Below are 12,327 nucleotides of genomic sequence, written 5' to 3'. Positions count from 1 at the left end.
TCATGTCTTCAATTTTAAATTCCCAGCGCACTATTAAGAACGAAAAGGAACTTAAAGCATTCTGGCAAGAGTTTCTTCCGCACTTAAGTGAGCGCAGTATTTTGCTTTTAAGTGGCGATGTAGGTGCTGGAAAAACCACATCAACTCAGCTGATTGCAGATATTTTGGGAATGAAAGATGTGCAATCACCAAGTTTTGCGATCCACCTTCGCTATGAAAATGCCGAAGGGAGATTTATAGATCACATAGACCTTTATCGCCTCAAAGATGACGACGATCTTGAGAGTTCAGGTTTTTGGGATCTTTTTGCAGCAAAAAAAGGCTTAGTTGTGATCGAGTGGGCGCAGCGTTTGGATTATGATTATTTGCCACTCAACTGGCAAAGAGTTGAAGTAAAACTTCAAAAAACCTCTATAGATGGTGAACGAATGATCACCGTTCAGCTATTGTAGTTCTAAATCTTTCTTGGTAACGATCTGTCCCGAGTTTTATTTGCGATCTGTAATTAGCTTTCCAAAGATCTTGGTATTTCTAAATTTGCCAAGCTCGCGAGCGTCTTCGCGCAATTCGCCTTCCAATATGTAACCGCATCTTAAAGCCACACCTGCGGATCTTGTGTTTTTGCTTGAGCAACGAATCTCAACCCGATGAAACTTTGCTTGAAAACAGTAAGCTTCAAGTAGCTTCACGGCTTCGCTCATAAGACCCTGGCCCTCTGCTTCAGAAGAAAGCCAGTATCCTAATTCGCACTTTTGCAAAGACCAATTGATGCTATGTACGCCAGCGCTACCGACGTATTTTCCTGAATCTTTGAGGTAGATCCCGTAATCAAAAAGGGAAAGATTATCCCATTCAGTCAGGGTGTGCTGAATCCATTCGCGACTCTGTTGCACTGTTTTGGTATTGTCAACCCAAGGCAGAAACTCTCTGAGTCTTTCACGGTTTGCATCGATAGTTGCAAACATTTCTTCAACTATATTTGTGGCATGACGTTCAAGATAGATTCTTTCGCCAGTCAGTTTTGCAGGAAATGGTTTTTGTTCGATGCTGATAAGTTCTAAGCCCATAGGGAAAAGCTTAGGTGTTCAATTTTAAATTGCCAAATTAAATATCAGGGTGAAGATTATGCGGCAAGACCCTTAACAAACTCAGTTGTAAGCTTTTCTGCTAAATTTAAAGAACTTTTGTTGTAAGCAGATTTCTCTGCAAAGCCCACAAGCATGCCTACCAACTTATCATTGATAAGAATCGGCGCTACAGTCACATGATCTGGCACACGGCCTTGGTTCCAATCTTCAAAGAACTTCTCATTAATCTCATTGAGTGAAACATAACCATGGAATGGTTTTGAAGTCGCGGCAACGATATTGAAAATACTTGGAGTCTTCAAAGGAACCCGAGCTGCTGTATCCTTGATTCCCTTGAAGTTTTCATCCCAAGCAAATGCTGCTGCTTGAGTTTCTTGATCGTCCAAAGTCAAAATCATGGATTTTTCAAAGTGAACCTTCATCTCGCTCAAAATTTTCTTCACGCGATCTGTAACAGCCGCTGTGTTTTTCTTTTTGAGTTTTTCCAAAGCAAAAGTGCCGTTCGTCACAGGATTCAAAGTCGGCTTCGCAATGCCGGCAGGACGGGGAACTATTGGAATCGGCTTATTAGAAAAGCTATCTTCGAAAGGCGGCGGAGTTTGAATTTCCTTTGCCTGGGGGGGCGGCGGAATTACTGCAGCGGCAGTAGCCGGCAGAGCTGCAGCATCGACAGATGTGGAAGCTGGAGCAGTTGTCTTCGTTGAAGTCGCAACTAGAATCGAAGACTTCGCACCGGGTGGAGGAGGAATCGGAGCCGCAGGTTTCGCAGCAGCCACTAGAGAATCCTCAGCGATTTCTTCAACAGAAGCTTGAGATAAATCTTTATCAATCACAGTTTCGGAATGCGAAGGCTTTTCCTGTGATCCAGTTGCAGAAATAGTCTCTGTTTTTGGAGGAAGAGCTTCCAGTTTTGTCACTGTGAAGCCATCAAACAATCCTTCTAGACGGCCTTCTTTTTCTTCGCCAGCACCTTCTTCGGAAGAAGCGTCCTCCGAAGATCCACCAAGATCTTCAATCGAGAATGAATCAGAAGATTTCTTTGCCGCTACTACAACCGAAAGGTCGATACCGTCAGGTGTTTCCGTTGACGCTGACGTTGCTGTGGTGGCAGGTGTGGAAGCCGTTTTTACCTCGGGGTGATAATGCTTCCAAGTGGCTTCCATGTTTTCTATGGAAGTCAGAACGATAATGCTCGAAGGAAAAGATGGGAAATCTTGCGGCGGCTGAAGACATGCCACAATCAGTGAACCATCCCACTCAGCCACCGGAAGGCATTCCACAGACCACGGATAATGGGTGGACCACTTAGCAAAAAGCTCAGGCGATGGGGGAGTTTCTGTAAAAAATCGTGATTGAAGTAAAGGCAAACGATAGTGAGTCATGGCCCATTTAAGATACTCCTCTGTAGAGAGGTGTTTCTCTTTCAAAGCAAACCCAAGAAGACTTAGGGAAGTCCCGCTATCTTCAAAAGCAGGTGTAAGTCCCTGAAGTTTCTCTTTAAAATGTTCAAACCATGCATGTTGACTCATCCCATGAATTATCGGCTTTTAGGCGAAAAACCTGAGTCTAGGTCTGGAAAAAGGTCCTAACGTAAGGGGATTTCGCTATTTTTCGTGTTACATAATGGTTGTATTTTTTGCAGATTTGCTAACGCACTGAACACCCAAAAAGGTCGAAAACTCTTAAGGGTTTCCAATATTTAAAGATTATGCTAGGGTGCGCCAACTTATGATCCAAACCAAACCGATGATCTACCTAGACCACAATGCCACAACTCCTGTGTGCAAAGAAGTTCTCGAAGCGATGCCTGAGCTGGCAACTGCTTGGGGAAATGCCAGCTCTATTCATTGGGCAGGTCGTGGTCCGAAGAATATCATTCGCGATGCACGCAAAGCCGTAGCTGACGCCGTTGGTGCAAGTACTCTTGAGATTATTTTCACTGTTGGCGGAAGTGAGGCGAACAACACTGTGATCAAAGGTGTGTTCGAATATTTCCAGACAGCTCAACATCTTCCTCCAGAACAGCGTCGTCGCACACACTACATGTGTTCGGCGGTCGAGCATCCGGCAGTTTTTAAAACCATGATGCACATGAAATCACTTGGTGTTCGTGTTGACGTGATTCCTGTGAATCGTCGTGGTGAAATCGATATGAAATTTTACGAAGAGCATCTCTGTGAAGAGACTGCTTTGGTTTCTGTGATGTTTGCAAATAATGAAACGGGCACTCTGTTTCCAATTAAGCAAATGGCTGAAATGGCTCACGCCAAAGGGGCTTTGTTTCACACAGACGCTGTTCAAGCCTTCGGAAAAGTTCCAGTGAATTTGCACGAACTAGGTGTGGATTTCGCTTCCTTCTCGGGTCATAAGTTCTATTCGATCAAGGGCAGTGGATTCCTCTATTCGCGCAAAGGTTCTAACTTTAGTCCACTGATTCACGGTGGAGCACAAGAACGTCATCGTCGTGGTGGCACAGAAAACACTTTGGGTATCGGTTGTCTGGGTGTTGTTGCAAGTCGCGCGAATTTGATTGCTGAAAAAGTAAAATCAATGACGTTACTTCGTGATCACATGGAAGCGCGCATTCTTTCTGAAATTTCAGAAGTGACCGTCACAGCAAGCGAGACACCTCGTTTGCCAAACACGTCAGCGCTAGTTCTTAAGGGCGCTGATGGCGAAACGATGTTGATGTCTTTGGATTTGAAAGGCTACGCAGTCAGCACAGGTGCTGCCTGCTCTAGCGGAAATCCAGAACCAAGTCCGGTGTTACTTGCGATGGGGCTCACTCGTGATGAAGCACAAAACAGTTTGCGTATTAGTCTTGGTTGGGAAACCACTTTGGAGCAAGTGGATAGTTTTGTAGATACGTTGAAAGCAGTGGTCGATAGACTTCGATCACTTAAAAAAGAAGAAGAAGGAGATTCTTGTCATGTCTAAGGGAAGAGTCCTTGTTGCTATGAGCGGAGGCGTGGACAGTTCTGCCGCGGCTGCGCTGTTAGTGGAACAGGGGTACGAGGTTATCGGTGCAACCATGCAAGTGTGGGATTACACCTCATGCGATATCGAAGAAGGAAACGGCACTTGCTGTTCTAGTATCGATGTGGATGATGCTCGATCTGTCGCAGATCGTTTGGGTATTCCGTTTTATGTTCTTAACTGCGAAGCGAAATTCCGCGCCGCTGTTATTGATCCATTCTTGAAAGCGTATTTGGAGGGGCAAACGCCACTTCCATGTGTGAACTGCAACACTTACTTAAAGTTTGATCATCTTGTGAAAAAGATGAAAGAGCTCGAGTGTGATTATCTAGCTACAGGTCATTACGCAAAGATCGTTTACGATGACAAAGGAAAAGCATCGATCCACACGTCGACAGACGACTGGAAAGATCAAACATATTTCCTTTTCACTATCGATCCAGAATTGGTTCCTAAATTATTATTCCCAGTGGGCGATATGAAAAAGCCCCAAGTTCGTGAGTACTCAGAAAAAATGGGCCTTTCAACGGCTCGTAAAAAAGACTCTCAAGGAATTTGTTTTGTTGGAAATCAAGGCTATCAAAACTTTATCAAGGGTCAGGTTTCTAAATCTGTACTTGATACTAAAAAAGGTGTGATCAAACGCTATCCATCCGGCGAAGTCATGTCCAAACATGATGGCATTCACAACTTCACGTATGGTCAGAGTAAAGGTCTAGGAATGGACCATCACGAAAAGCTTTTCGTAATCAAAATCAATTCTGAAGACAATACAGTTTGGGTTGGTGACGAGCATCACCTTTTCGCAAACGAAGTGGATGTTGTTGATCCAAAACTTCTAAGTGACGTGCAAGATGGCGAAATCATGAACGTGAAAATTCGCTATCAACACAAAGGCGCACCGGCTCAAGTGTTTAAGACAACCAATGGTTTTAAATTGAAATTCCAAGAACCACAGCGTGCGGTGACTCCAGGTCAAGCGGCTGTGTTTTACCGCGAACGTGAACTTGTGGGAGGCGGATGGATCACTCTGTAGAAAACAGCAATCCGGCTGGTCACAGGCACGTCTTTGGCGTGACTTATCAGGTTCATACATTCGGTTGTAAGGTCAACACTTACGATGCAGGCCTTATTCAGAAAAATCTGAATGCCAACGGTTTTGCTCCGGTGGTTCATGGTGATAAAACGGCACGTATTCACGTTTTGAATACGTGTGCTGTAACGGCGGAAGCGACGAAAGAAGCAGTTCGCTATATTCGTCGTTTAAAAGTAAAGGATCCCTTCTGCACAGTGGTTGTTACTGGTTGTGCAGCACAAGTAGATACTGGATCTTTCTCTGGCCTGCCGGGTGCGGATCTTGTCGTAGCAAATTCCCATAAAGGATCTTTGCCGGATCTTTTAAATAAACACTTCCGTGGTGAGCTGACTGAAAAAGTCTTTAAGTCTAATATCTTTAAAAAAGAAGATTTGGAGATGGGGGGCGGTGTTGAAAAACACCACACTCGCACGTTCTTAAAAATCCAAGATGGCTGCAACAGCTTCTGTACTTATTGTATCATTCCGTATGCTCGTGGCAAAAGCCGCAGCATTGGTATTGCAGATCTGGTTCAGCGTATTAATGATCTTTACGCACAAGGTTCCCGTGAAGTTGTTCTGACAGGCGTTCACATCGGCGACTATGAAGATGAAGTGAACGGTAAGAAAATGGTGATGGAAGATCTGATCGAAAATCTTTTGGTCAGAACTAAAATGCCTCGTTTCCGTCTGTCATCTTTAGAACCAGTGGAAGTATCTGAAAGACTTTTGGATCTGTATCAAGATTCCCGTTTATGTCCTCATTTCCACATGAGCATTCAAAGTGCAAATACAGACGTTTTGTTCCACATGAAACGTAAGTACACACAAGAAGACGTTAAGAAATCCCTTCTTGCGATTGAAAAACGCGTTCCTGGATCTTTCGTGGGTATGGATGTGATCACTGGTTTCCCAACAGAAACAGCAGAGCAATTCGAAGACACCTATCAAACACTGAAAGCTCTTCCCTGGACGAAGCTTCATGTATTCCCTTATAGCGAACGCCAAGGGACCCGTGCAGCAGCGATGGATGAATCCGTCTATCCGCATGTTCGTGCAGAACGCGCGGCTCGTTTGCGCGAGTTGAGTATTGCTCGTTATACGGAACAAGCGAATCTTCAGGTAGGTACTACGAAGCGTGTGTTGGTTTTGAAAAATGCTGCTAAAGGTGGTCAAGGTTTAAGTCATGACTACTGGCCAGTGGATATCGCTGGGGCTGAAAGCTTCCTAGAACATTGGGCTGGTCAAGAAGTAGACGTGAAGATCACGGGCTATGATCATTCTAATAAATCTCACATGGAAGGTCATCTTGTAGGCGAGGTGCTCCCATGACGGAGTTAGAGAAGAGACTTAATTATAAGTTTAAGAACAATGCTCTTTTAGCCAGAGCATTGACTCATAAAAGTTACGCCAACGAACTTAAGAACACGATTGAACACAACGAGAAACTGGAATTCCTTGGTGATGCCGTTTTGGATTTGGTCGTGGGTGAGTTCTTGTATGAAAAATATCCTGCTGACAACGAAGGCGGTCTTTCTAAAAAACGCGCTAGTATCGTGAATGAAGAAATTCTTTTTGAACTGGCTCGTGACATGGAATTAAACAAGCTTCTTCAGTTAGGAAAAGGGGAGGCACAAACGGGTGGGGCTTTGAAGCCACGTCTGCTTGCTTCTTCACTAGAAGCCATCGTCGGTGCTGTTTATCTAGATGGCGGTTTCCCCGTCGCAAAAGATTTTATCCGCAGAGAGTTCTTACCTTTGTGTGACAAGATCTGCTGTCACGAAGATTTTGAAAGAGATTATAAAACACGTCTGCAAGAGCTAGTGCAAAAGGCGATGAAAGAAACGCCGAAGTATGAAGTTCTCGCGGAAGAAGGACCTCCTCACGACAGGCAGTTTTTGGTCTGCGTGAAAGTAAAGGAAGAGGTCTGGGCCCAGGGGCGGGGACGAAGTAAGAAAAACGCCGAACAATTTGCGGCGAAATGCGCCCTCGAGAACAAGTTTAAGGAGACGAATTAAGATGAGTTACAAAGCGGGATTTTTAGGGTTAATCGGACAGCCGAACGCAGGAAAGAGCACATTGATGAACTTTCTTGTGGACGAGAAAGTGTCCATCGTCTCTGCAAAACCACAAACAACACGTCGTCGTATTCTAGGTATCTGGAGTACGGATCAAGGTCAGGTTGTTTTCGTCGATGCTCCGGGATTGATCAAAGCAGAAGCAGGATTGAATGGTTTCTTGGCTCAGGAAGCTCAAGACGTTATCGCCAACTCAGATGCTTTGCTAGCAGTTGTTTCTATTGATGAACAAAAACCAGAAGATGCTGAACAAGTTTTGGATTTGGTTGCGAAAAGCGGCAAGCCTTGGATTGGTGTTATCACGAAAACAGATATCGAAGAAAAAGCTCACCGTATTTTGATCCTTAAAAAGATGATCGAAGATAAAGGTGGTAAAGCGATGTCGGTATCGGCAACAGCTTATGCTGGCGACGCTGAAGAGCGCGAGGCAATGTTGGTTGAATTCCTGGAAATCATGCCTGAATCACCAGCGCCTTTGTACGATGTCGAGCTTTTCACGAATGAAAATGTTCGTGATATGGCCTCTGAAATCATCCGTGAAAAATGTTTTGAAAACCTTCACCATGAAGTTCCATACAATATTGCTGTGCGTATCATAAAATTTGATGAAACAGCGGCTCTGCCGAAAATTTATGCTGAAATTATCGTATCGCGTGAATCCCATAAAGCGATCGTGATAGGTAAAGGTGCGAGCGTTATCAAGAAAATCGGTATGGACGCGCGCAAAGAGCTCGAAAAGCTCATGGATGAAAAAGTATTTTTAGATTTGAACGTCACTGCAAAACCAGAGTGGTTTGGCAATAAAAGAATTATGAAGGAGTTGGGCTATGTCGTTGAATCAGAAGACTGAGTTCGCACCGAAGGTTGCGATCATTGGTCGTCCCAACGTAGGTAAGTCGACATTATTTAATATTATCACTGAAACTCGTAAGGCCGTGGTGAAAAACCAATCCGGCGTTACTCGCGATATCATGATCGAACCAGTTGATATCTGGGGTAAGCAATTTGATTTGATCGATACGGGTGGTATTACGGAAGCGGGAGATATCTTCTCTCGTCTTATTCGTGAACAAGTGACAGAGTTCCTGCACTCTGTCGATTTGATCGTGGCTGTGATGGACGGTCGTGCCGGTTTGTTGCCTGAAGATCGTGATATTATCCGTGTTGCCAAGCAAACAGGTAAGCCGTTCCTTCTTGTAATCAATAAAGTTGATAAATCGTCGGAAGAGGAATTGGCGAAGGCTGACTTCTATGAATTCGGCGTAGATATTATCTCTGCTTCTTTTGAACAACGCCGTGGTGTTGGCCAGATCTTGGAGTGGATTACAAATCTAGTTCCGGAAAATCCAGGTACAGTCAAAGAAGGTATGAACATCACTATCGTTGGTAAACCTAACGTCGGTAAGAGTTCAATCTGCAACCTTCTTTTGGGTGTGAATCGTATGTTGGTTTCTGATATCGCAGGAACCACTATTGATGCCGTGGATTCGCCATTTGTTTACAACGGAAGAAAGTATACTTTGGTGGATACAGCAGGTCTTAGAAAGTCTGCGAAACGCGAAGAAGATCTAGAGATTATCTCGGCGTTTAAATCCCAAGAAGCCATGCGCCGTTCTGATATCGTGCTTTTGATGATCGATGGAACTATTGGTCCAACGGATCAAGATGCTCGTATCATGCAGTCGATTGTTGAAGATCACAAAGGCGTGATTGTTGTTGCGAATAAATCAGATCTTGGTGGACAAGAAATTCCTGAATACCGCAAAGTTTTCCGCGAACAAGTTCAACGCGTGTTCCACTTTTTTGAAGATGTTCACGTTGTGTTTACAAGTGCGAAAACAGGTGCCGGTGTTGAAGACTTGTTTGAGACAATCGAAAAAGTCACGGATCAAATCAACTTCCGCGTTCCGACTGCAGAGTTGAATGACTTCTTCTTTGAAACAATTCGTAAAGCTCCAGCTCCGGTTTGGGGAACGACGAACGTGAAGTTCTATTACGTGACTCAGACTTATCAAAAACCACCTGCATTTATCGCATTTGCGAATCATCCAGATGGTGTTTCGAATTCTTACCGTCGCTTCCTTGTGAAAAACATCAAAGAGCGTTGGGATTTGTTCGGTACTCCAATTCGTATCTTCTGTATGAAGTCTCGTGCTAGGGGTGAGTAGTGGTAGCTAAGCGCGGCTCGTGGAGAACTCGCTTTGGATTTTATCTTTTGGCCATTGGCTCTGCCTGTGGTCTTGGAAATCTGTGGCGTTTCCCCTATGTTGTAGGTGAAAACGGTGGAGGCGCCTTCGTGCTTCTTTACGTTTTTATGGCTATGGCCATTGGCGCGCCGATGCTGATTGCTGAGCTGATGCTTGGTAAGAACACACGTAAGTCGGTGATGGTGGCTACTCAGCAAATGGCTCAGAAATCCAATTCAGGATTTAAATGGGCCGGTCGCTTCGCTGTTATCTTAAGTATCGTTGTTTTATCTTACTATGCTGTGATCAGTGGTTGGGTTCTGCATTTCATGACCCAATTCTTTGTTTCTATTTTCATGGATTTCGAAGGGGCCTCGAGTAAAACCAACTTGGCCGCCTTGATGTCTAATGGGTGGTTGCAGTTGATGCTTGCCAGCGCGCACTTGTTGATCACAGTTGTTGTGGTCGTAAAGGGCGTACAGGAAGGTCTTGAAAAGTGGATCAGTTACATGATGCCGCTGTTTGCAACTCTGGTGATTGTGCTTTTGATTAAATCTTTCTCTCTTCCATCGACTCCGGAAGTGCTTCGTTTCTTATTCTATCCTGACTTTTCTAAGTTGACGTTATCATCTTTGAACCATGCCTTAGGACACGTGTTCTTTACGTTGTCTGTAGGTTTTGGAACCATGGTGACTTACGGGTCCTATATGCGCGAAGAGGATCATGTGCCGACGGCGGGATTCCGAGTGGCATTGGTTGACTGTGCGATCTCTTTGGTTGCAGTTGTCATGATTTTCCCTGTGGCTTTTCAAGCCTCAAATGTGCCGTTGACGGATCCAGCTTTGATGTTTGAAGTTTTGCCTCGTTACCTATTGGGTATTCGTGGTGGTGCCCTGTTCGGTCTTGCTTTCTTTGTATGTCTTTATATGGCGGCTTTGAATGCGAGTATTGGATTACTCGAAGTCGTCGTTTCGAACTTCGTGGATATGCGTAAAAGTGTCGGTCGGGGCAGAGCGACTTGGTATTCTGGTTGCGTGGCTTTATTGCTTACCATCTTGCCGGCGCTTTCAAGTTCCGTATTGAAAGGCGTTCGCGTCGGTGGGCATTCATTGATCGAGAGCCTGGATTCGCTATTGATCAATTGGATCTTGCCACTTGTGGCTCTAGGGATTTTGTTAGCTTTCTATAAAGGCACTTCTGAAAAAGAAAAAGAGACCAGCTTCATCGATAAAGAGAAGTTTGTGAGTTATTCGATGTATCCTCATTGGATTTTCGTATTGAAGTGGGCCGCCCCAGCTATGATTGCGCTGGGGTTTATTTTGCAAGTGATTAACTTGTTCTAATTTTTCAAACAGGCTCTAGAAGTTAAAGCCCAGGATAAAGAGCACGTCGTACAAGTCTCCAGACAAGGTTTTGTCCAAAACGTCCGTACCGCCATCAACAGCGATACGTGTTTTATTTTCATCCGAGAAGTTGACGTAATGGTAAGTCGCTTGAATACCCAGGAAGGCCTTCTTGCGCATTAAAGGAATTTCAAGACCGGCACCCAAATCGAAACCCATTGTCGAATCACGACTATAACCATCAAGGCCCGTCAGTGTGTAAGTGCGATAGAATTGACCGATACCACCCAGGATATAGGGATTCAAGTCAGCTAAGCCGCGAGTCACGTTCTGTGTATTCATGTAGTACTTTAAGTCAAAGTTGATCGAAGTCATCGAAACGTTACCAGAGTAAGTCGTGGTACCGCCATTTGCTGTGAACCTCACGTTGTGATCACCAGTTTGGAACCCCAAAGTCATTGCAAGGCGCAAGTCGAAGAAATAAGTTAAGAACAAGCCAAAATCAGGGGCCGCAGAATACTCGTCAGCAAAATTTCCCGTGAAGCCACGGTAACCTGCCGCGATTCCAGCAGTCAGGAAGCGACCGTTTCGGAAGAAGTTAACATCAGCCTCTTCGTCAGAGTCTTCGTCGAATTCGCTATAGTCAGAAAATGGATCGTAAGATTCATCAGGGTCTGTTTGCGCAAGAAGATAGTGCTTTTGATCTGATTGCGCGTGAGCGTGACCAGGCAACAAAAATACAGATCCGAACAACAAAATTGCTGCCAGACCGGAATGAAGAATAATCCCAGTGGTTTTCACGAGTTCCCCCTATAAGTATTATCGAATGAAAGAGGGGAAAACTTCAAAGAAAACTGCACAAATCGAGACCTCATCATTCTAAGTGTCTCAAAATGAATCAGTGATTTTTTTTAGAGAGGTTCGTTGAGTGCTTTTTCGACAGCTTCTATGACTTTTTCAGAGGAAGGTTTGGTGATCGAACTCCATCTTTCGATGACCTCGCCTTTGCGATTCACAAGAAATTTTTCGAAGTTCCAGCTCACATCTTTGAATAACCAACCCGGTTTTTGCTCGGTTAGGAATTTATAAACGGGTTGTTTGTCTTTGCCGGTAACTGGACCCTTATCAAAAAACGGGAAGGTGATGCCGTACTGTTTTTCCGCGAAGGCCTTCAAGGTCGAGTTGTCTTCCTTTTCCTGCTTGAAGTCGTTCGATGGGAAAGCCAAAATAATGAAGCCACGGTTTGCGTATTTTTTGTACATTTCCTCTAGATCTTTAAACTGCGGAGTGAACCCGCATTGTGAAGCTGTGTTCACAACCAGGACTACTTTCCCTCGGTAAGTTGAGAAATTGATCGTTTTACCATTGATGTCTGTGGCGGAAAGTTCAAAGAAATTTTTTGCGGTTTCAGCAAAGCTTGTTACACTGAAAAACAACAGGGACAGAGTGAGAATAAGACGCATGGCCACCTCTATGGCGAACCAGTCTAGACCTCGCAAAGGCTTTCCACAAGAGTGAGATCCAGGCTTTCGCTGCGCCGCACCCGTTATGACTTTAGAGATGACTTTATTCTTCCGTGATT

General features: G+C 44.5%; 12 protein-coding genes. 8 read left to right on the top strand and 4 right to left on the bottom strand.

Features of this window, described 5'->3' with window-relative positions; all coding sequences use genetic code 11:
* Positions 1-2 precede the first annotated feature (2 nt).
* A complete protein-coding gene (gene tsaE / locus VF412_RS00460) occupies positions 3-452 on the top strand; it encodes a tRNA (adenosine(37)-N6)-threonylcarbamoyltransferase complex ATPase subunit type 1 TsaE (protein ID WP_331337220.1) in 450 nt (149 codons plus the stop codon).
* A 36-nt stretch (positions 453-488) separates the two neighbouring features.
* Here the strand turns inward: tsaE and VF412_RS00455 are convergent, their stop codons facing one another.
* Positions 489-1,067 carry a GNAT family N-acetyltransferase gene (locus VF412_RS00455; RefSeq protein ID WP_331337219.1) on the bottom strand — a complete coding sequence of 193 codons (579 nt, stop codon included), beginning with the start codon at positions 1,065-1,067 and terminating at the stop codon, positions 489-491.
* A gap of 56 nt (positions 1,068-1,123) precedes the next feature.
* A complete protein-coding gene (locus VF412_RS00450) occupies positions 1,124-2,617 on the bottom strand; it encodes a hypothetical protein (protein ID WP_331337218.1) in 1,494 nt (497 codons plus the stop codon).
* Positions 2,618-2,816: 199 nt separating this feature from the next.
* Here VF412_RS00450 and VF412_RS00445 point away from each other — a divergent pair, with 199 nt between their 5' ends.
* From VF412_RS00445 to VF412_RS00415, 7 genes are read left to right on the top strand one after another with little or no spacing between them, the layout of a single operon-like run.
* Complete coding sequence (locus VF412_RS00445; protein WP_331337217.1) at positions 2,817-4,025, top strand: cysteine desulfurase family protein; 1,209 nt, start codon at positions 2,817-2,819, stop codon at positions 4,023-4,025.
* On the top strand, positions 4,018-5,100 hold the full coding sequence (mnmA, locus tag VF412_RS00440; RefSeq protein WP_331337216.1) for a tRNA 2-thiouridine(34) synthase MnmA: 1,083 nt from the start codon (positions 4,018-4,020) through the stop codon (positions 5,098-5,100). The genes VF412_RS00445 and mnmA overlap by 8 nt, the downstream gene beginning before the upstream one ends.
* Positions 5,085-6,470, top strand: a complete 1,386-nt coding sequence (gene mtaB / locus VF412_RS00435) for a tRNA (N(6)-L-threonylcarbamoyladenosine(37)-C(2))-methylthiotransferase MtaB (RefSeq protein ID WP_331337215.1) — start codon at positions 5,085-5,087, stop codon at positions 6,468-6,470. Before mnmA ends, mtaB begins: the two co-directional genes overlap by 16 nt.
* Positions 6,467-7,156 (top strand): ribonuclease III, encoded by a 690-nt coding sequence (gene rnc / locus VF412_RS00430; RefSeq protein ID WP_331337214.1) that lies wholly within the window; start codon positions 6,467-6,469, stop codon positions 7,154-7,156. Before mtaB ends, rnc begins: the two co-directional genes overlap by 4 nt.
* A 1-nt stretch (position 7,157) precedes the next feature.
* Positions 7,158-8,066, top strand: a complete 909-nt coding sequence (gene era / locus VF412_RS00425; protein ID WP_331337213.1) for a GTPase Era — start codon at positions 7,158-7,160, stop codon at positions 8,064-8,066.
* Positions 8,044-9,384 (top strand): ribosome biogenesis GTPase Der, encoded by a 1,341-nt coding sequence (gene der / locus VF412_RS00420; RefSeq protein WP_331337212.1) that lies wholly within the window; start codon positions 8,044-8,046, stop codon positions 9,382-9,384. The genes era and der overlap by 23 nt, the downstream gene beginning before the upstream one ends.
* Complete coding sequence (locus VF412_RS00415) at positions 9,384-10,745, top strand: sodium-dependent transporter (protein ID WP_331337211.1); 1,362 nt, start codon at positions 9,384-9,386, stop codon at positions 10,743-10,745. Before der ends, VF412_RS00415 begins: the two co-directional genes overlap by 1 nt.
* Before the next feature lie 15 nt (positions 10,746-10,760).
* Here the strand turns inward: VF412_RS00415 and VF412_RS00410 are convergent, their stop codons facing one another.
* A complete protein-coding gene (locus VF412_RS00410) occupies positions 10,761-11,546 on the bottom strand; it encodes a hypothetical protein (RefSeq protein WP_331337210.1) in 786 nt (261 codons plus the stop codon).
* Positions 11,547-11,656: 110 nt separating this feature from the next.
* Positions 11,657-12,208 (bottom strand): glutathione peroxidase, encoded by a 552-nt coding sequence (locus tag VF412_RS00405; RefSeq protein ID WP_331337209.1) that lies wholly within the window; start codon positions 12,206-12,208, stop codon positions 11,657-11,659.
* Positions 12,209-12,327: the final 119 nt, after the last annotated feature.

It is taken from the genome of Bdellovibrio sp. (assembly GCF_036384735.1).
GTDB lineage: Bacteria > Bdellovibrionota > Bdellovibrionia > Bdellovibrionales > Bdellovibrionaceae > Bdellovibrio.
The sequence above is the reverse complement of the archived record's forward strand: the minus strand, read 5'-3'. Positions and strand labels throughout refer to the sequence as shown.